Annotated in this window: 15 protein-coding genes; 6 read left to right on the top strand and 9 right to left on the bottom strand. The window is 45.5% G+C overall.

The features are described 5' to 3' along the window. Window positions 1-439: 439 nt before the first annotated feature. On the top strand, window positions 440-2,029 hold the full coding sequence (nhaB, locus tag QMA41_RS04845) for a Na(+)/H(+) antiporter NhaB (RefSeq protein WP_006959088.1): 1,590 nt from the start codon (window positions 440-442) through the stop codon (window positions 2,027-2,029). Between the two features lie 94 nt (window positions 2,030-2,123). After that, on the top strand, window positions 2,124-2,645 hold the full coding sequence (gene dsbB / locus QMA41_RS04850) for a disulfide bond formation protein DsbB (RefSeq protein ID WP_281629010.1): 522 nt from the start codon (window positions 2,124-2,126) through the stop codon (window positions 2,643-2,645). Window positions 2,646-2,751: 106 nt separating this feature from the next. On the opposite strand, the gene QMA41_RS04855 is transcribed toward dsbB, so the two are convergent. Further along, the gene (locus tag QMA41_RS04855) at window positions 2,752-5,670 is read right to left on the bottom strand and encodes a DNA translocase FtsK 4TM domain-containing protein (protein WP_281629165.1); all 2,919 of its coding nucleotides are present in this window, start codon (window positions 5,668-5,670) and stop codon (window positions 2,752-2,754) included. A 192-nt stretch (window positions 5,671-5,862) separates the two neighbouring features. Then, complete coding sequence (lrp, locus tag QMA41_RS04860) at window positions 5,863-6,357, bottom strand: leucine-responsive transcriptional regulator Lrp (protein WP_006959094.1); 495 nt, start codon at window positions 6,355-6,357, stop codon at window positions 5,863-5,865. A 156-nt stretch (window positions 6,358-6,513) separates the two neighbouring features. Between lrp and ald the strand changes: the two genes are divergently transcribed. Further along, on the top strand, window positions 6,514-7,638 hold the full coding sequence (gene ald, locus QMA41_RS04865) for an alanine dehydrogenase (RefSeq protein WP_006959097.1): 1,125 nt from the start codon (window positions 6,514-6,516) through the stop codon (window positions 7,636-7,638). 184 nt (window positions 7,639-7,822) lie between these two features. On the opposite strand, the gene yfbV is transcribed toward ald, so the two are convergent. After that, entirely contained in the window at window positions 7,823-8,275 is a 453-nt protein-coding gene (gene yfbV / locus QMA41_RS04870; RefSeq protein ID WP_019278002.1) for a terminus macrodomain insulation protein YfbV, read from the bottom strand. 349 nt (window positions 8,276-8,624) lie between these two features. Between yfbV and QMA41_RS04875 the strand changes: the two genes are divergently transcribed. From QMA41_RS04875 to QMA41_RS04885, 3 genes are all read left to right on the top strand, one after another. Then, window positions 8,625-9,821, top strand: coding sequence for an acetate kinase (locus QMA41_RS04875; RefSeq protein ID WP_281629011.1), 1,197 nt, complete (start codon window positions 8,625-8,627; stop codon window positions 9,819-9,821). A 120-nt stretch (window positions 9,822-9,941) separates the two neighbouring features. Further along, a complete protein-coding gene (gene pta, locus QMA41_RS04880; RefSeq protein WP_019278000.1) occupies window positions 9,942-12,086 on the top strand; it encodes a phosphate acetyltransferase in 2,145 nt (714 codons plus the stop codon). A 95-nt stretch (window positions 12,087-12,181) separates the two neighbouring features. Next, window positions 12,182-13,189 carry a GGDEF domain-containing protein gene (locus QMA41_RS04885; RefSeq protein WP_172846317.1) on the top strand — a complete coding sequence of 336 codons (1,008 nt, stop codon included), beginning with the start codon at window positions 12,182-12,184 and terminating at the stop codon, window positions 13,187-13,189. Here the strand turns inward: QMA41_RS04885 and QMA41_RS04890 are convergent. The 6 genes from QMA41_RS04890 to QMA41_RS04915 all read right to left on the bottom strand — a co-directional run bounded on the left by QMA41_RS04890 (window position 13,186) and on the right by QMA41_RS04915 (window position 19,903). Next, the gene (locus QMA41_RS04890; RefSeq protein WP_281629012.1) at window positions 13,186-14,130 is read right to left on the bottom strand and encodes a glutathione S-transferase family protein; all 945 of its coding nucleotides are present in this window, start codon (window positions 14,128-14,130) and stop codon (window positions 13,186-13,188) included. The two genes, QMA41_RS04885 and QMA41_RS04890, sit on opposite strands and share 4 nt — an antisense overlap. A gap of 158 nt (window positions 14,131-14,288) precedes the next feature. Next, a complete protein-coding gene (gene oppF / locus QMA41_RS04895) occupies window positions 14,289-15,281 on the bottom strand; it encodes a murein tripeptide/oligopeptide ABC transporter ATP binding protein OppF (RefSeq protein ID WP_006959108.1) in 993 nt (330 codons plus the stop codon). After that, a complete protein-coding gene (locus QMA41_RS04900; protein WP_242456879.1) occupies window positions 15,278-16,249 on the bottom strand; it encodes an ABC transporter ATP-binding protein in 972 nt (323 codons plus the stop codon). The genes oppF and QMA41_RS04900 overlap by 4 nt, the downstream gene beginning before the upstream one ends. 47 nt (window positions 16,250-16,296) lie before the next feature. Continuing rightward, window positions 16,297-17,199: an oligopeptide ABC transporter permease OppC gene (gene oppC / locus QMA41_RS04905; protein ID WP_095666181.1), complete on the bottom strand. Its 903-nt coding sequence runs from the start codon at window positions 17,197-17,199 to the stop codon at window positions 16,297-16,299. Between the two features lie 15 nt (window positions 17,200-17,214). Then, the gene (oppB, locus tag QMA41_RS04910) at window positions 17,215-18,135 is read right to left on the bottom strand and encodes an oligopeptide ABC transporter permease OppB (protein WP_006959114.1); all 921 of its coding nucleotides are present in this window, start codon (window positions 18,133-18,135) and stop codon (window positions 17,215-17,217) included. 136 nt (window positions 18,136-18,271) lie between these two features. Next, on the bottom strand, window positions 18,272-19,903 hold the full coding sequence (locus QMA41_RS04915) for an ABC transporter substrate-binding protein (RefSeq protein ID WP_006959116.1): 1,632 nt from the start codon (window positions 19,901-19,903) through the stop codon (window positions 18,272-18,274). Window positions 19,904-20,196: the final 293 nt, after the last annotated feature.

Genomic DNA, 20,196 nt, shown 5'->3' on the forward strand with positions numbered 1-20,196 from the left:
GCAATATTAAACTGTCATTTCCATTCAATATAATGACATAATCTATCTTATTCGACCTTTTCGAGGCCGAGCTGCCATGAATTGTTTTTTTTCACAACTCTCATCCCGCCTTAACGCCACTCTGATCGCGTTTTTAAACAAAAGTCCACTGAGCGATTTATCAAGATAAACTTTATTATTGACTAAATTAACTTGAGGAGTACAGTTGCGACCAAAGTAAGGAGTGCTTGTCTTTCTCAGGGAGTGACTTGGCAAGGCCACATATCATTTTGCTTTATGTTGTTTTTCTAAGTCACTGTTGAATCAGGTCTGTTTCAGCGTTTTTTCTTGTCATTCACCGCAATTAATTTGGTGATGAGCTAAGCCCACAATGACACAGATATATAGATGCAAGCACACGCAGTGTCTATTCATAACAACATTTAAGAGTATTAGTATCATGCCGATGTCACTCGGGAATGCTTTCATTAAGAATTTCTTAGGAAAGGCCCCAGATTGGTATAAAGTTGCCATCATTTCATTTCTTATCATCAACCCGATTGTCTTTTTCCTTATCGATCCATTCGTAGCGGGTTGGCTTCTGGTCGCCGAGTTTATTTTTACTCTCGCGATGGCCCTCAAGTGTTACCCTCTTCAGCCGGGTGGCTTATTAGCCATTGAGGCTATTGCGATTGGAATGACCAGCCCAGAGCAAGTCAAACATGAGCTAGTCGCCAACATCGAAGTGTTATTGCTCCTGATCTTCATGGTAGCGGGCATCTACTTCATGAAACAGCTACTGCTATTTATCTTCACGAAGATACTGCTTGGCATTCGCTCAAAAAGCCTGCTCTCTGTTGCCTTTTGTTTTGCTGCAGCTTTTCTATCCGCTTTCCTTGACGCACTAACCGTTATTGCAGTTGTCATTAGCGTGGCGGTCGGTTTCTACGCGATCTACCACAAAGTCGCTTCAGGTAAAGGCTCAACAGCGTCACACGACCATACTCAAGACGACCATCTTTCAGAGCTAACGCGCGATGATTTAGAAAACTATCGTGCCTTTTTGCGTTCTTTATTGATGCATGCAGGTGTCGGTACGGCACTGGGTGGTGTAATGACCATGGTAGGTGAACCACAAAACTTGATCATTGCTGATCAGGCCGGCTGGCAGTTCGGCGAATTTATTATTCGTATGCTACCGGTTACGGCACCAGTTTTTGTCTGCGGCTTAATTACTTGTGTACTTGTTGAAAAGCTTAAAATCTGTGGATACGGTGCTCGCTTACCTGATAACGTTCGTCAAATCCTAGTCGACTTTGACAACGCAGAACGTAAAACACGTACTAAACAAGATGTCGCGAAGCTGTGGATTCAAGGTGCAATTGCTATCTGGCTTATCGTCGGACTAGCACTTCACCTTGCGGCTGTTGGCTTGATTGGCCTGTCTGTCATCATTCTTGCTACCGCATTTACTGGTGTCATCGAAGAACACTCAATGGGTAAAGCGTTTGAAGAAGCGTTGCCATTTACTGCTCTACTTGCTGTATTCTTTGCCGTTGTTGCTGTGATCATCGACCAACAGCTATTTAAGCCTGTTATCGATGCGGTGTTACACGTCGAAGATAAAGGGGCTCAGTTGGCACTCTTCTATATTGCTAACGGCATACTTTCGATGGTGTCAGATAACGTATTCGTCGGTACGGTTTACATCAACGAGGTGAAAACGGCACTGATTGAGGGAGTGATCACTCGCGACCAGTTCGACCTACTCGCAGTAGCAATCAATACAGGTACTAACCTTCCTTCGGTAGCAACGCCAAATGGTCAGGCAGCCTTCTTATTCCTGTTGACCTCAGCTCTTGCGCCTCTGATTCGCTTATCTTATGGTCGCATGGTTATCATGGCTCTTCCTTACACAATCGTCCTTGCGCTGGTTGGTCTTGCAGGTATTGTGTTCCTCGTTGAGCCGATGACAGCGTGGTTTTACGATGCAGGTTGGATTTCAGCACATGTAGGTGAGCTTACTCCAGCTGTCTCTGGCGGACATTAATCAAGAAAACCCAAAAGTTTTAGTTGAAGCCGAAACTTTTCCACGATAAAAAGCTCTGATTAGTCAGAGCTTTTTTTATAAACAGGATATCTCTGTGAACATTCTTTCTACCATTAAGTCTTTTTCCCAATCGCGCTTGTCTTGGTTACTGTTACTAGCCTTTGTCATCTTCTTTGAAGTTGCAGCATTATACTTTCAGCACGTCATGATGCTCGCACCTTGTGTTATGTGTATCTACGAGCGAGTCGCTATGCTTGGCATCGGCGCAGCAGCCATAATCGGTTTGATAGCACCGGACAACACAGCAATACGCTGGCTGGGGCTCGCGGCGTGGGGAGCCAGCTCATATAAAGGCTTAATGCTAGCTCTGGAGCACGTTGATTACCAATTCAACCCATCTCCGTTTGCAACCTGCGATTTGTTTGTTACCTTCCCCGACTGGGCACCTCTCAACAAATGGGCGCCATGGATGTTTGAAGCATTTGGTGACTGCAGCAAAGTCGTGTGGCAGTTCCTGTCACTCTCTATGCCTCAGTGGTTGGTCGTCATTTTCGCAGCAAACCTTGCTGCATTAGCTGTTATCGTTATTGCACAGTTTTCGAAAGCTAGAAGCTAGAAGCTAGAAGCTAGAAGCTAGAAGCTAGAAGCTAGAAATTAAAAAGGGTTGTCACATATGTGCCAACCCTTTTTATTTTGGTCTCTCATCTATTGTTCAAATGGCATTAGTTCATCTCACGGCCAGGTGCAGGGGCTAACACTTCTCTATTTCCATTATGCCCCGGCGCACTTACAATCCCTTGAGCTTCTAATTGCTCAACGATGCGAGCTGCACGGTTATAGCCAATTTTAAAACGTCTCTGCACACCTGAAACAGAACCACGGCGTGACTGCACGACGTGTTCGACAACCTGATCAAACAGCGGGTCCATCTCTTCCTCACCTTCAGGTTTCTCACCCGGTAGTAGGCCTTCTGGTCCTTGATCGCCATTGGTGATTTCATCAATGTAGTTTGGCTTACCACGCGCTTTCCAGTTGTTTACCACAGCATGCACATCGTCATCCGAAGCAAACGCACCATGTACACGCACCGTGTGGCTGGAACCCGGAGGAAGGTAAAGCATGTCACCCATACCTAATAGTGATTCAGCACCACCTTGATCAAGAATGGTTCTAGAATCTGTTTTAGTTGATACAGTGAACGCAACACGGGTTGGGATATTGGCTTTGATTAAGCCAGTAATGACGTCAACAGATGGGCGCTGCGTCGCGAGAATCAAGTGAATACCAGCGGCACGCGCTTTTTGAGCAAGACGGGCTATGAGCTCTTCGACCTTCTTGCCTACCACCATCATCAAGTCAGCGAATTCATCGACAATAACCACAATATAAGGCAGTTTCTCCAGCAGTGGTGGCGTTTCGTCCATGCTGTCACCCGGTTGCCACAGTGGATCGTGAATCGGATGCCCTGCTTCTGCGGCCATCTTGAGCTTGTCGTTAAAGCCTTTGATGTTACGTACACCTAGTGCAGACATTAGCTTGTAACGACGTTCCATCTCACCCACACACCAACGCAGCGCATTCGACGCATCTTTCATATCAGTAACCACTTCAGATAGAAGATGTGGAATGCCTTCGTATACCGATAGCTCGAGCATTTTCGGGTCAATCATGATGAAACGCACTTCTTCAGGCGTCGCTTTGTAAAGCATACTCAAGATCATCACGTTTACACCCACCGACTTACCTGAGCCCGTGGTACCCGCAACCAGCACGTGTGGCATCTTCGACAGATCTGCGACAACTGCCTCACCTGCGATATCTTGACCAAGTACGACCGTTGTGGGTGATTTGGCTTCGATAAAGTGCTGGCTACCAACAACATCTGAGAAGTACACCGTTTGGCGACTCATGTTTGGTAACTCAAGTCCTACGTAAGGTTTACCCGGTATCACTTCCACAACACGAACTGCCATCGCTGACAATGAACGAGCTAGGTCCATCGAAAGGCCCGAAATACGGCTTACCTTAACCCCTGGTGCCAAGTCCAGTTCAAATCGTGTAATGACGGGGCCAGGGAAAATATCGACGACTTCAGCCTTAATCTTGTAGTCGGCAAGCTTAGCTTCAACCAAGCGAGCAATCTCCTCCAACGCAGCGCGGTCAATAAAGTTCTCGCGTTTTTCTGGGTGATACAGTAGCTCCAGTGTCGGCATTGGCTCTTTTGGCGTAGGGAGGTTGGCTTCTTGCTGAACAAGGAACGGGTTCTGCTGAGCAGCAATTTTTGCCTGAGCATCCGAGACAATGTTCTGGAACGCTGCGACATCCTCATCGCCCTCTTCAACATCTTCGACTTCTACGGAGGCGTTAATGTCACTGTCTTCATCGGCGACTTCAAATGAGGAGATAACAGGGTCTTGATGGCTACTGTCTGGTTCCACCTCAGTCGAGATCTGTTCCAGTTCTGTTGGGTCAATTCGAGGCTGAACTATTTCTTGCTCTTCATGAACCTCTTCGGTGCTCCACGGCATACCTTGAATAGGGTCGGTGTTAACAGGAGGCTCCGAAGTTTCAGGTTCTTTCTCTGCTACGTCGATATTTTCAGTGGTACTCTCTTGCTCTTGAAGCGCAAAATCACCTTCGCTTTGAGCTGCCGCTTCGAGCTCTTCTATCGTCGACCCAAGCTGTCTGGTGCGCTCTTCTTTTGGTTCTTTGTCATATACGTTGCTTTGAACGACTGGAGGTGCTTCGACAATAGGTTCAGGAAGTTCTTCTGGTTCAGGTTGGTACGAGCGAGGCTCAATGTCGATTCTCTCGACAACTGGGTCACTCACTGTTGGCTCTTTGCGAGAATCAGGCATGTGGATATTGAAACGGCGAGGTTCCTCATCCACATTCGCTGCAAATAACGCGTCTTCTGTTTCTGCATCATCTACCGGAGCTTGCTTTGTATCATCACGAGGTGTCGTTAATTGAGGTTCTAGGAGTTCTTCTTTTTCACCACGAGCTTTGTTCACCAGGTTTGTTAGTAAGTGGATGGCACCTTCGCCCAGCCAATCTACTATCGATAACCATGAAATCCCTGTCAGTAGCGTGAAACCCGCTCCCCATAAAAAGAGAAAAACTAGGGTAGTTCCTAAGATGTTGAGCGTAGGTAACGATAAACTGGTCAGCACATCACCAATTACACCGCCAGAAGAGAAGTACCAGATATCATCGAAGTTAATATCTGCAAGACCACAGCTGGTCAGAATAAGTATCGTTAAACCAAGAAGGCGTGTGCCCCAAAGCATCAAGTCGATAGGCTCGTTTTCACCTCGCTTTCTCAACATAACCCAAGCGGCAATCGTGATAATGATTGGAATCGGGTAAGCCATCGAGCCAAAAGTAAAAAATAATGTATCGGCAATCCAAGCACCGACCAAACCACCTGCGTTATTGATGTCTCCACCCCAAGCGGTTTGAGACCAAGAAGGGTCAGCAGGATTAAACGTGAGTAAGGCGACCGACAATAATATAGAAGACAGCACAATCACGATAAAACTGCACTCTTTTAGGCGTTGAGGGCCATCAAGACGAGAAGACTGAGGCTCTTCTCCGGTTTTGATTATTGTTTCAACTTTATTTTTGTTCTCTTTGAACATAACCAACTTATCAACTGCGTGATACTGACCCGAATGCAACACCCTTGCTTGAACATCCACCCGGCTAATCAGTAAGGAAAAAAATAGTCCGAGCAGCTATGCCACTCGGACTATCGATTTAACCATATCGGGACTTAAAACCCAATTACCTTAAGTCAGAATATCGAAAGGTATTACGCTACTCTGCAAAGATTAGCGCGTTTTGATAACTAACTGGTTTGTCTGCTTAACTTCTTCCATAACAACATACGTACGTGTGTCGTTAACACCAGGAAGACGTAGAAGCGTATCGCCAAGGAGCTTTCGATATGCACTCATGTCCGACACTCGAGTCTTCAATAGGTAATCGAAATCACCTGATACTAGGTGACATTCCTGAATATCATCGAGCTTCTGCACTGCTGCATTAAATTGTTCAAACACATCTGGCGCACCACGGTTTAGCGTAATTTCTACGAAAACCAATAGTGATGCATCAAGGAACTGCGGGTTTAACAAAGCTGTATAGCCCGTAATGTACCCTTGACGTTCCAGACGACGAACACGTTCTAAACACGGCGTTGGTGAAAGACCAACTCGTTTAGACAGTTCAACGTTTGAAATACGACCGTCTTTCTGCAGTTCGTTTAGAATGTTGCGATCGATACGGTCTAGATCCTTAGACGGCTTCTTATTGTTGTCTGCCATTTTTTATTCCACCTTATTACTTCCTTGCAAAAAAATATACTACAACTTTTTAATATTCAGTATCAAATTTTATTCAATCGTATCTATACTAGATATTAATTCGACAGAATTACCCTACACATAGTTAATACAACCAAAATAAAATGAGGAGTCAGGATGATCATTGGCGTACCTAAGGAAATCAAAAACCACGAGTACCGTGTTGGTATGATCCCAGCGAGCGTTCGCGAGCTAGTATCTCAAGGTCACCAGGTTTTTGTAGAAACCAATGCCGGTTCTGGCATCGGCTTTTCAGACGATGATTACATCGCTGTAGGCGCATCCATTCTTCCTACCGCTGCTGACGTTTTCGCGCAAGCAGAAATGATTGTAAAGGTTAAAGAACCTCAAGCTGTTGAGCGTGCTATGCTCCGCGAGGGACAAATATTATTTACTTATTTGCACCTAGCACCAGATTTTCCACAAACTGAAGAGCTAATCAAGAGCAAAGCTGTCTGTATAGCGTATGAGACTGTAACAGATAATATGGGTCGCTTGCCACTACTTGCTCCAATGTCTGAGGTAGCAGGTCGCATGTCTATTCAAGCGGGTGCACAAACTTTAGAGAAATCTCACGGTGGCCGTGGTCTTCTTCTTGGTGGTGTACCAGGTGTTGAGCCAGCAAAAGTTGTTGTTGTTGGTGGCGGCGTAGTAGGCGCAAACGCGGCACGTATGGCTGTAGGCCTACGAGCTGACGTCACTATCCTAGACCGCAATGTAGACACTCTTCGTCGTCTAGATGAAGAATTCCAAGGTCGTGCAAAAGTGGTTTACTCTACAGAAGATGCTATTGAGAAGCACGTTCTAGAAGCAGACCTAGTCATCGGCGCTGTTCTAATCCCAGGTGCTGCTGCACCTAAACTAGTGACTAAAGAGCACATCGCTAAGATGAAGCCAGGCGCAGCGGTTGTTGACGTAGCAATCGACCAAGGTGGTTGTTTCGAGACTTCACACGCGACAACTCACGCAGATCCAACTTACATTGTTGATGACGTTGTTCACTACTGTGTAGCAAACATGCCTGGCGCTGTTGCTCGCACTTCTACTTTCGCTCTAAACAATGCAACACTGCCTTACATTGTTAAGCTAGCGAACAAGGGCTACCGCGAAGCACTTCTTGAGGACAACGGCTTCCTAGAAGGCCTAAACGTTATTCACGGTAAAGTAACGTGTAAAGAAGTAGCAGAAAGCTTCGACCTAGAATACGTAGATCCAGCGAATGCTATCGCAATGTTCAACTAATGTTGAATCGCAATACATAGCAAAAAACGCCCACTTCAGTGGGCGTTTTTTATGGGGATTAGGGATATGTTTTGGCTTCACCAGATCTGCACAAGTTGATGAAGCCTTTTCTTTATTCACGGCTTCTCAGCAAAGCCATTGTGATTAAAAATGAGGTGTTCTCAAGAAATCGCCGGTTTGTTCTCTAAAACCAACGTTCCAGTGCGTTTTTGTCTAGTTGGCGAAAAGCGCGATTAAGAATTTGAGCCAGCTCTTTATAACGAGGGCGACTTTTCATAGGTTCTAACGCAAATCCACTCTCAACGATCTTTTGGTGAATTTCACGATACCAGCCCGCCAATGCCGGAGGAAGTTGGGTATTCGCTCGGCTGCCAAGCCACCACATCCCTTGAATCGGCAAGCTAATAGCAAACAATGCCATAATCACCGATTGAGGTATTGCTGAGTAGTTATTAAAGGCCATTTGGGTCAAAACGCTAATAGCAGCGATTGCAGGCATCACTTTCACACCAAATTTAGTGGCTTTGATAATGCGCTGCTCTGGAAACAGTAAATTGAGTTCTTTGCGCATAGGCCACGTTTCCATGTACTTCTGCCCATCACGTAGGTTATGAACTAAACCGACTTTATTACTCATAGGACTCTCTCACTCCAGTATCGGGCCTTAAAAACTAAAATTCAGTTGAAAGATTCAACTTTCAGCGTAAAAAATTGATGAAAGTTAATATTCTTTCAAATTTTTTTGTTATTATTGGCTATTATCGTTATCCTTTGCAGGCCCACAATCTCATTGTTGCTGTTATTTACAATTTAAGCAACTCTCGGGACCCTTCTGCAGCGGATGCAAGAGCAGTGAGCGGGAATCACTGCTGTCTTTTATACGGAATTCGAAGTTTTTTTGACCAAGATTAGTACGCAGCCTTTTGAGCTTCGTCTATTCTTGTGATTAATTTTTTATCCTAATTGATTATTACAGGTAGTCACTCATGTCTAAGCTAGTTTTAGTTTTAAACTGCGGTAGTTCTTCTCTTAAGTTCGCGATTGTCGATGCAGAAAACGGCAACGAGCACCTAACAGGTCTTGCTGAATGTCTTCACCTTCCTGAAGCACGTATCAAATGGAAGCTGGATGGTAAGCACGAAGCACAACTAGGTGAAGGTGCAGCACACGATGAAGCGCTTTCTTTCATCGTAGAAACTATTCTTGCTTCTAAACCAGAACTTGCAGATCAGCTAAAAGCAGTTGGTCACCGTGTTGTACACGGCGGTGAGAAGTTCACTCAATCTGCTCTTATCACTGACGACGTTCTTAAAGGTATCGAAGACTGTGCAACACTAGCGCCTCTTCATAACCCAGCGGCTATCATCGGTATCAAAGCAGCTCAGAAAGCATTCCCTAGCCTGCCAATGTCAGCGGTATTTGATACGGCTTTCCACCAGTCTATGTCAGAAGAAGCGTACCTATACGCACTTCCATACAACCTGTACAAAGAGCACGGCATCCGTCGCTACGGTATGCACGGTACGTCTCACCTATTCATCGCTCGCGAAGCAGCTGAGCGTCTAGGTAAGCCTGCAGATGAACTAAACATCATCAACTGTCACCTAGGTAACGGCGCTTCTGTTTGTGCAATCAAGAACGGTAAGTCTGTAGATACTTCAATGGGTCTAACTCCACTTGAAGGTCTAGTAATGGGTACGCGCTGTGGTGATATCGATCCTGCGATCATCTTCCACCTACACGATGCACTTGGTTACTCTGTAGAGCAAATCAACACTATGCTAACGAAAGAGTCTGGCCTTGCTGGTCTGACTGAAGTGACATCTGACTGCCGTTTCGTTGAAGACAACTACGGTGAGAAAGAAGAAGCAACTCGCGCGATGGACGTATTCTGCCACCGCCTAGCGAAATACGTGGCTGGTTACACTGCGACTTTAGAAGGTCGTCTAGACGCGATCGTATTCACAGGTGGTATCGGTGAAAACTCTGGTCCAATCCGCGAGATGGTACTTAACCGTCTAGGCGTATTCGGTATCGAAGTTGACGGTGAAGCTAACCTGAAAGCACGTTTTGGCGGCGAAGGTACTATCACTACAGCTGACAGCCGCATCCCAGCGATGGTTATCTCTACTAACGAAGAGCTCGTTATCGCTGAAGACACTGCACGTCTAGCAGGTCTTTAATTGACTCAACCGGCTGACTTTTAAGTCAGCCGGTTTTCTTACTAAGGGGCGTAACTCCTATTCCATCTCAGGGAATACGAAGTTGGGCTTTTATCTAAAATAGCTAAAGGTACTCTACGAATGTCTCGTACTATTATGCTTATCCCTGCCAGCGCTGGTGTTGGTCTTACTAGTGTAAGCATGGGTGTTCTTCGCGCAATGGAGCGCAAAGGCGTTAAGGTTTCTTTCTACAAGCCAATTTGTCAGCCACGTTCAGGTGGTGATCAACCAGATCTGACTTCAACGATCGTTGGTTATAACAGCGATATGAAGATCGGTGAACCTTTGGCAATGTCTGTAGCTGAGAGCCTGATTGGTAACGACAACATGGACGAGCTGCTGGAAACAGTAGTAGAGCGTTACAACCAGATCAACAAAGACGCGGACGTTACGTTAATCGAAGGTCTTGTACCTACTCGTAAGCACCCATTTGCGAACCAAGTGAATGCGGAAATCGCAGCAACACTTGGCGCAGAGATCGTACTTGTTGCGACGCCAGGCACAGATAACCCTGCGCAGCTTAAAGAGCGTATCGAAGTCGCATGTTCGAACTTCGGCGGTACTAAGAACAAGAATATCTCCGGCGTAATCATCAACAAGCTTAACGCTCCAGTTGATGAAGCAGGTCGTACTCGCCCTGACCTATCTGAAATCTTTGATGATGCAGACAGCGCGAAGCAAAACGAAATGAAAGTGATGGAGATCTTTAACACATCTCCAATCCGCGTTCTTGGTTGCGTGCCATGGAGCATTGATCTGATCGCTACTCGTGCAATCGATATGGCGAAGCACCTCAATGCTGACATCATCAACGAAGGTGATATCAACACTCGTCGTATCAAGAGCATCACGTTCTGTGCACGTTCACTACCAAACATGATTGAGCACTTTAAGCATGGCTCTCTATTGGTAACCTCTGCGGACCGCCCAGACGTAATCGTTGCAGCAGCACTTGCAGCAATGAATGGTGTGGATATTGGTGCGGTTCTTCTAACGGGTGGCTACGACATTCCTGAAGAAATCGTTGGTCTTTGTAAGCCAGCGTTTGACACGGGCCTTCCAATCTTCAAAGCACAAGGCAACACTTGGCAGACATCTCTGAACTTACAGAGCTTCAGCCTTGAAGTACCTGAAGATGATAAAGAGCGTATCGAGTTCATCAACGAACACGTTGCTGGCCACATCGATGGCAACTGGATTGAGTCTATGACGGAAGGCACTCAAAAGTCTCGCCGTCTAAGCCCACCAGCATTCCGTTACCAGCTTACTGAGTTCGCTCGTCGCGCAGGTAAACGCATCGTTCTTCCTGAAGGTGACGAACCTCGCACAGTAAAAGCGGCAGCTATCTGTGCCGAGCGTGGCATTGCAGAATGTGTACTTCTGGGTAACCCAGAAGAGATTAAGCGTGTTGCAGCCCAGCAAGGTGTGGAACTTGGCGCAGGTGTTCAGATCATTGATTCTGATGCGATCCGCGAAAACTACGTTGCTCGTTTAGTTGAGCTACGTGGTGCGAAAGGCATGACGGAAGTTGTTGCTCGTGAGAAGCTACAAGACTCCGTATTCCTAGGCACTATGATGCTTGAGAACAACGAAGTTGACGGTCTGGTTTCTGGTGCTGTTCATACAACAGCAAACACGATTGTCCCGCCATTCCAGATCATCAAGACTGCACCAAATGCGTCTATCGTATCTTCAGTATTCTTCATGCTTCTGCCGGATCAAGTACTAGTTTACGGTGACTGTGCTATCAACCCAGATCCAACGGCTGAACAACTTGCTGAAATCGCTATCCAATCGGCGGATTCTGCAGCGGCATTTGGTATCGACCCACGTGTTGCAATGATCTCATACTCTACTGGTGAATCTGGTAAGGGTGCAGACGTTGATAAAGTACGTGAAGCGACGAAACTAGCTCAAGAGAAGCGTCCTGATCTTGTCATCGATGGTCCTCTTCAGTACGACGCGGCTATCATGGAAAACGTAGCAGCATCTAAAGCGCCAAACTCTCCAGTAGCAGGTAAAGCGACCGTATTTGTATTCCCAGACCTAAACACGGGTAACACGACATACAAAGCGGTACAACGTTCAGCAGACCTAGTCTCTATCGGTCCAATGTTGCAAGGTATGCGCAAGCCTGTAAACGACTTGTCTCGCGGTGCACTAGTAGACGATATTGTTTACACAATCGCTCTGACGGCAATTCAGGCAGACCAAGAGCAAAACTAAGCTCTATTGGTTTATGTTGATGAAAAAGCAGCAGTATTTTACTGCTGCTTTTTTTTATTGCTACACTTATCCCAAACGTCATGCTTGGGTTTCAAATGTCAGTAAAGCTATTTTCCTCACAAGCCTCACTCGAACAAAATGTTCTGAAAATCACCAGCTTTTTTCTGGCGATCACCGGCACAGGCTTTACGATTGTTAACTTTTTTTTCTGGGACTTACCAAAGTTCGGTGTTATCGACTCTATCTATACCGCTATCTGTATCTACGTGTATTTGAGAATCGAATTTGGTCATTACAGGCCTTGGCATTCGGCGCTACTGATTTCTGGTCTCACTGCCCTGCTTATCTACAGCATGGCAGTTGCAGATGGCTACTCTGTTCTGGTTTTTTGGGCATTTTGTTTTCCCGCTTTGTACCACATATTTTTTAACCGTTATATCGCTTCAGCCATCACATTCGCCTTCTATTTAGTTGCGATTTCTATCCTTGCCTCATATCCACCACTAATCAATTCGACACCCTATACCTTAATCAACTTTACCATTCCTTACTTTCTAATTTGGGCGATCTCTTTTGTTCATGAGGATATGCAAACCAAGATCAAAGGCAAGCTCAGTGATGCAGCTCTCCTAGATCCATTGACCGGAGCAAAAAATCGCTTAGCTCTTGAAGCAGACACGTCCAACAATCCGGATTTGGTTCACAATCACTACCTTGTACACTTTGACCTCGACCACTTTAAACGAGTCAATGACAACTATGGCCATGCCGCAGGTGACACAGTATTAAAAATGGTCGCTAAAATCGTAGGTCAGCAAGTACGCCAAGATGCATTTTATCGAGTTGGCGGCGAAGAGTTTTGCACTATTTTTTCAGCGCCCGACAAAGAAAGCGCGTTCAGCATTGCCAACGCACTGAGAGAGAAGTTAAGTCAGACACCCATATCGATTGGAGAGCAAACTCTGCAAGTGACGCTGAGTGGAGGATTATGCGAATTGGTCGTCGAGGAAGGTATCGTCCGAATTGACGAAACAATGAAGATAACAGATGCTGCCCTGTACCAAGCGAAAGCACAGGGCCGTAATCAGGTGATTGCTATTTAAATGCTCTCTCGACCGTGAGCAGATTCTAGGTCAAGCTCTGGGCCTTTTGGAACCACTTGAGTTGGGTTGATTCCTGTGTGGCTAAAGTAGTAATGACGCTTGATGTGATAAAAGTCGGTCGTGTCTGCAATCCCTTCTACCTGATACAACTCTTTCATATACCCGTGCAAGTTTGGATAGTCGGCAATGCGCTTTTTATTGCATTTGAAGTGACCGACATACACGGCATCAAACCGAATCAATGTCGTAAACAATCGCCAATCCGCTTCAGTGATAACATTACCAGCAAGATAACGGTGGGTTGCTAAATGCGTGTCGATCCGATCAAGCGCTTCAAACAAATTGTCGTAAGCTTCTTCGTAGGCTTCCTGAGCCGTTGCAAACCCGCAACGATATACACCATTATTCACATTGGGATATATGTAATCATTCCACTCATCCACCAACGTTCTTAACTCATCCGGGTAGTAGTCATCTTGATTGCCCGTGAGTTCGTTAAACTCTGAGTTAAACATGCGGATAATCTCTGAAGATTCGTTGCTCACTATCGTATTATGCTTTTTATCCCACAGTACTGGCACCGTAACGCGCCCCGTGTAATCTGGTTTAGCTTGAGTGTAGATTTGGTGCATTCGAGTATGCCCAAATAAAGGCTCAGGCAAGCCCATTTGCCAACCTTCTCCCATCATATCTGGGCACACCACAGTCACATCAATATGCTCTTCTAGCTTTTTCAGTTTTCGGAATATGAGGGTACGATGAGCCCACGGGCAAGCGAGCGATACGTATAAATGATAGCGACCTGATTCAGGCTGAAACTTGGCATTAGGCTTATTTTCCACCCATTCTCGAAACCCAGCATCTTCTCGGACAAACTTACCGCCACTGGTTTTAGTGTCATACCAAACGTCTTGCCATTTACCTTCTACTAACTTGCCCATATCACACTCTCAACTGATTAATATCTATAGACTAAGTATAAAAAAAGCCAGCTTACTCTAAAGCAGAATAAGTTGGCTTTGTTGTTCGAATTATTTGAAGTAAAAAAAGCGCGACTCCCGAAGGACGCCGCGCTTAAGCCCGTCACAGGCTGAATCGGCTAGACACTGACATGCAGGCAAGATACGGCATGAACATCACTGCCCTGTATAGACGGTTTCGTATTAGCACACGCTTCTGTTGCCTGAGGGCAACGAGTACGGAATACACAACCAGACGGCGGGCTGATTGGAGATGGTAGATCACCTTCCAGCATTTCGATCTGCTTATTGCGTTCAAGGTGCGGATCAGGAATTGGTACCGCTGACATCAAAGCGCGTGTGTAAGGGTGCTTAGGATCAGCGAATAACGATTCAGCTTCACCCAGCTCTACAGCATTACCCAAATACATAACCAATACGCGGTCAGAGATATGTTTAACTACTGATAAATCGTGTGCGATAAAGACAAGGGATAACCCTAGCTCTTTTTGCAGCTCTTTCAGAAGGTTCACAACCTGAGCCTGGATAGACACATCCAAAGCAGAAACCGGCTCATCACAAATGATCATCTTAGGCTTGAGGATAAGTGCACGAGCGATACCAATTCGCTGACACTGACCACCCGAGAACTCGTGTGGGTAGCGGTTGATTACGTTAGGCAGAAGACCTACTTTGGCCATCATCTCTTTAACGCGATCTTTTACTTCTTCTTTTGACAACTCAGGATAGAAAGTCTCCAGAGGCTCGGCGATGATGTCACCAACCGTCATGCGCGGGTTAAGCGATGCTAGCGGGTCTTGGAATATCATCTGAATTTCTTTACGTGTTTCGCGGCGCTGGACGTCTTGCATCTTAGTCAGGTCTTGGCCCAACCAAACCACTTCACCATCTGTCGCTTCAACCAGACCGATAATGGCGCGTGCAAACGTCGATTTACCACAACCCGATTCACCTACTACACCTAGTGTTTCACCTTCATAAAGGCGAACATTAACACCGTCAACGGCTTTAAGGTTCGATGGCTTAGACCAAGGCCAAGCGGACTTAGACGCAATGCTGAAATGAACTTTTAGATCCGATACATCCAGAATTAATTTTTTATCTGCACTCATTTTTCCCAAGCCTCCCATTCTGAAAAACATGCACGCTGACGACCATCACCAAATGGTGTCAGGATTGGCGCTTCACGCTTACAACGATCCATCACACGGTGACAACGCTCTTGATACGGACAGCCAGTTGGCAGGCGTAGCAAGTTTGGCGGGTTACCCGGAATCGTCGGCAAAATCTCACCTTCCGTATCTAAACGAGGGATGGCTTTGAGTAGGCCTTCAGCATAAGGGTGGCTTGGTTTGTAGAAGATTTCATCGACAGTACCGTACTCCATTGTACGGCCAGCATACATAACAAGCACTTTGTCACATGATCCAGCAACCACACCCAGATCGTGAGTGATCATGATGATGGCTGTATTGAATTCATCTTTCAGCTCGTTAAGAAGTTCCATAATCTGCGCTTGAACGGTTACGTCCAGTGCCGTTGTCGGTTCATCTGCAATCAGTAGTTTAGGGCGACATAGTAGTGCCATCGCGATCATTACACGCTGACGCATACCGCCTGAAAACTCATGCGGGTACATAGTGATACGCTTACGTGCTTCCGGAATTTTCACGGCTTCAAGCATGCGTACCGACTCTTCAAACGCTTCTGCTTTACCCATACCTTTGTGAAGCATCAGTACTTCCATAAGCTGGTCGCTAACTTTCATGTATGGGTTCAAAGACGTCATTGGGTCCTGAAAGATCATCGCGATCTGTTCAGCACGTACTTTATTCAGTTCTTTTTCTGGAAGGTTAAGGATTTCCTTACCTTCAAATTTAGCACTACCAGAGATAATGCCGTTTTTTGCCAGCAATCCCATGATAGAGAATACTGTTTGCGATTTTCCTGAACCAGACTCACCCACGATACCGAGAGTTTCGCCTTGGTTCAGAGAAAAGTTTAGATCGTTAACTGCGGTAACAATACCATCTTGAGTGGTAAATTCGACACGCAGATCTTTGACATCTAATAAGCTCATCATTGCTTCCTTAATCTTTATAGATTTTATAATTTATTGCTTTTTACTTATCTGTCTTTTGGATCCAGCGCATCGCGCAGACCGTCACCGACATAGTTGAAACAGAACAAAGTTACAACCATGAACGCCGCTGGGAATGTTAGCTGCCAAATAGCAACTTCCATCGTTTGTGCACCCTCTTGAAGTAGTGCGCCCCAGCTTGTCATCGGCTCCTGGACACCAAGACCAAGGAAGGATAGGAATGACTCAGTCAGAATCATGCTTGGGATGAGTAGCGTTGAGTAAACGGCTACGATACCCAGTACGTTTGGAACGATATGACGAGTGATGATTTTCCACTTGCTCACACCACAAACGTGGGCAGCTTCAATGAACTCTTTGCTACGTAAGCTAAGGGTTTGACCACGTACGATACGCGCCATATCCAGCCATGCGATTGCACCGATAGCAACGAAGATCAAGATGATATTACGACCGAAGAAGGTAACCAGTACGATAACTAGGAACATGAATGGAACAGCGTACAAGATTTCCAGAATACGCATCATGATACGGTCCACTTTACCGCCGATAAAGCCAGAAGCCGCACCGTAAAGCGTACCAATCAGTACCGCAACCAACGCGCCCATGACACCAACCATCAATGAGATTCGGCCACCGATGAGTGTACGCACGTATAGGTCACGACCTAAGCTATCGGTACCAAACCAGTGTTCTGCACTTGGGCCGACGTGCATTGCATACCAGTCTGTATCATCAAATGTATAAGGTGCGATCATTGGCAGAACAATAACCGCCAATGTCATTACAAATAGGATAAACAAGCTCACCATTGCCGCTTTGTTACGCATAAAGCGGATACGGGCGTCTTGCCATAAACTGCGACCTTCGATCTCTAAGTTTTCAGAGAACTTCTCAATCGCTTCAAGGTTTTCTTTTTTCGTTAACATAACCAAACTTCCCTGTTAGTAGCGAATTTTCGGGTCAATCATTGCAAGTAAGATATCTACAATCGCGTTGAATAAAATGAATAGGAAACCAATCAGAATGGTTACACCCATTACTAGCGAGTAGTCACGGTTAAATGCAGCGTTAACGAAAAGCTTACCGATACCTGGCAGGCCGAAGATAGTTTCAATAACTACCGAACCTGTGATGATACCTACGAATGCTGGGCCCATGTAAGACACAACAGGGAGAAGTGCTGGCTTAAGAGCATGCTTTACGATGATGTAGCGGTAACTTAGACCTTTTGCACGAGCAGTACGGATAAAGTTACTGTTCAGCGTTTCAATCATCGAACCACGTGTAATACGGGCGAATGTCGCTACGTAAAGTAAAGACATACCAATGACAGGAAGTACAAGATACTTAAAGCCACCATCATGCCAGCCACCCGCAGGGAAGATATTCCAGTGCAGGGAGAATAGATAAATCAGAGCTGGGGCCAGTACAAACGATGGCATTACAACCCCTAGCATTGCAGTCGACATTATGGTGTAGTCGACCCAAGTATTCTGCTTCAGCGCAGCAATGGTTCCGACGGTCACCCCCATAATCACGGTAAAGATAAAGGCGATAAAACCAACCTTTGCCGATACTGGAAGCGCCACCGAGATTAGCTCATTTACAGAGTAATCTAGGTACTTAAATGACGGTCCGAAATCACCTTGTAGAACGTTGGTCAAATAAGTGGTGTATTGCTCAAATACTGGCTTATCCAGGCCGTATTTAGCTTCGATGTTTGCCATAACTTCTGGCGGAAGAGGACGCTCGCTCGAGAAAGGGTTACCCGGTGCGAAACGCATTAGAAAGAAAGATACTGTGATCAATACCAACATAGTTGGGATCGCTTCAAATATCCTTTTTGCGATGAATTTAAGCATAAACTCACTCTTTCAGTCTGTGACGGTTAAAAAGAAAAGGATCAGCCCATATTCCATAAATTTGGACTGAAATAAGGCGCTACATGTGATTTCTCACATGTAGAGCCAAATTTTTTATAGTTCTATCTGCTCAGAATTATTGAGCTTTGATGTAAAGATCTTTTGAGTAGATCTTCTCTTCAGCGTTGTTCGCTGGGAAACCACCAACTTCAGTTGATAGTAGACGAGAACGTACGTACTGGTAGATTGGAGCGATAGGCATTTCTTTCGCCATCATCTTTTCAGCTTCTAGGTAGATCTTAGTACGCTCTTCCTCAGAAGTAGATTTCAGCGCTTTTTCAATCAACGCATCGTACTCTTTGCTACCCCAGTGCTGACCACCGGTAGTGTTCGAGCTCACCATTAGAGTTAGGAATGAAGTTGCTTCGTTGTAGTCACCACACCAACCAGCGCGTGCTACTTCGAAGTCACCTTGGTCTTTAGAAGATAGGTAAGTTTTCCACTCTTGGTTTTCTAGAGTAACTTCTAGACCAAGTGTTTTCTTCCACATTGAACCTAGCGCTACCGCAATCTTCTTGTGGTTTTCGTTAGTGTTATATAGAAGGTTGAACTTAAGTGGGTTATCTGGACCGAAACCAGCTTCTTCAAGAAGACGTTTCGCTTCAGCGATACGATCTTTCTGAGACATTTGACCATAAGCAGGCAATGTTGGGTTGAAGTTAGCTGTAATTTCCGGAGTTAGGAAATAAGCTGGCTTCTGGCCTTGGCCTAGAATCGCATTTGCTACGATGTCACGGTCAATTGCGTAAGAAATCGCTTTACGTACGCGTACATCATCAAACGGCTTTTTAGCTGTGTTGAATGAGTAGTAGTAAGTACATAGACTGCCTTCCACTGATACTTCTTGTGGGTGCTCTTTCTTAAGACGCTTGAAGTGCTCTGTAGGAAGAGTAGAAGTGAAATCGATCTCACCAGATAGGAAACGGTTCATTTCCGCTACTTGGTTTTCGATAGGTAGGAAAGTGACCTTATTAAGAACCGTTTTGTCGTTGTCCCAGTACTGGTCGTTACGAGTTAGCTCTAGACGCTCGTTAACTACCCAGTTGTTTACAACAAATGCACCGTTACCAACGAAGTGCTCAGGTTTAGTCCACTGATCACCATACTTCTCAACTGTCGCTTTGTGAACTGGCTTCATTGTTGTGTGGCCAGTCATCATTACGAAGTAAGGAACCGCTGTTTCAAGTTCAACAACTAGAGTGTGGTCGTCTGTTGCTTTAACACCTAGAGTGCTCTTGTCCTTTTTACCAGCGATGATGTCTTTCGCGTTCGCCATCTTGGTGTATTCCATGTACCAAGAGTATGGTGAAGCTGTTGCTGGGTCGACAGCACGTTGGAAGCTGTATACGAAGTCACCGGCAGTTACAGGATCGCCGTTTGACCATTTAGCATCTTTACGCAGGTGGAAAGTGAATGTTTTGTTGTCCGTTGTTTCCCAAGACTCCGCAACACCAGGGATAGTGTTACCGTCCGCGTCTTGGTTCACCAAGCCTTCTAGAAGATCACGAATAACGTGAGACTCAGGAACACCCTGAGATTTATGCGGGTCGATCGTCGCAACCTCAGTACCGTTACCACGAACTAGTTCTTGTTTTTCTGCTAACTTAGTTCCTGCAGGGACATCTGCAGCGAGTGTTGCGGTAGAAGTAGCGGCCACTGCCAGACCAGCACCCAGAAGAAGGGCTTGAGTGATTTTGTTCTTATACATGAGTAAAACTCCAAGTTTTTCATTTGCATCCATGACTTCTTCGTAAGGCCACTAGAACGGACAGTGATTTAGATCTGTTTAGCGCAAAATTTAAGCACAAAAATCTAAAACCCTACAAAGATTGCAGCACACATTATCAATCATCGGTGTAATTTGCCATAAAAATGTAGCGAAAAATCGTTTAATTCTCCAACCAGTGCAACATTTTGGTAAAAAACACTACTAAAGAAAGGATTCCCAGTTTATTAGAATAAGAAATTCTTCAGATTTAGATTGAAGTGCCAATTCATCTA

This window comes from Vibrio sp. St2 (genome assembly GCF_947311885.1).
Classification (GTDB): domain Bacteria; phylum Pseudomonadota; class Gammaproteobacteria; order Enterobacterales; family Vibrionaceae; genus Vibrio; species Vibrio coralliilyticus.

Bases quoted from the DNA above. Each gene is read 5' to 3' on its own strand.
- QMA41_RS04875 (WP_281629011.1), top strand. From the start codon at position 8,625: ATGTCTAAGCTAGTTTTAGTTTTAAACTGCGGTAGTTCTTCTCTTAAG.
- ald (WP_006959097.1), top strand. From the start codon at position 6,514: ATGATCATTGGCGTACCTAAGGAAATCAAAAACCACGAGTACCGTGTT.
- QMA41_RS04885 (WP_172846317.1), top strand. From the start codon at position 12,182: ATGTCAGTAAAGCTATTTTCCTCACAAGCCTCACTCGAACAAAATGTT.
- pta (WP_019278000.1), top strand. From the start codon at position 9,942: ATGTCTCGTACTATTATGCTTATCCCTGCCAGCGCTGGTGTTGGTCTT.
- lrp (WP_006959094.1), bottom strand. From the start codon at position 6,357: ATGGCAGACAACAATAAGAAGCCGTCTAAGGATCTAGACCGTATCGAT.
- nhaB (WP_006959088.1), top strand. From the start codon at position 440: ATGCCGATGTCACTCGGGAATGCTTTCATTAAGAATTTCTTAGGAAAG.
- QMA41_RS04915 (WP_006959116.1), bottom strand. From the start codon at position 19,903: ATGTATAAGAACAAAATCACTCAAGCCCTTCTTCTGGGTGCTGGTCTG.
- oppF (WP_006959108.1), bottom strand. From the start codon at position 15,281: ATGAGTGCAGATAAAAAATTAATTCTGGATGTATCGGATCTAAAAGTT.
- oppC (WP_095666181.1), bottom strand. From the start codon at position 17,199: ATGTTAACGAAAAAAGAAAACCTTGAAGCGATTGAGAAGTTCTCTGAA.
- yfbV (WP_019278002.1), bottom strand. From the start codon at position 8,275: ATGAGTAATAAAGTCGGTTTAGTTCATAACCTACGTGATGGGCAGAAG.
- QMA41_RS04890 (WP_281629012.1), bottom strand. From the start codon at position 14,130: ATGGGCAAGTTAGTAGAAGGTAAATGGCAAGACGTTTGGTATGACACT.
- oppB (WP_006959114.1), bottom strand. From the start codon at position 18,135: ATGCTTAAATTCATCGCAAAAAGGATATTTGAAGCGATCCCAACTATG.
- QMA41_RS04900 (WP_242456879.1), bottom strand. From the start codon at position 16,249: ATGAGCTTATTAGATGTCAAAGATCTGCGTGTCGAATTTACCACTCAA.
- QMA41_RS04855 (WP_281629165.1), bottom strand. From the start codon at position 5,670: ATGTTCAAAGAGAACAAAAATAAAGTTGAAACAATAATCAAAACCGGA.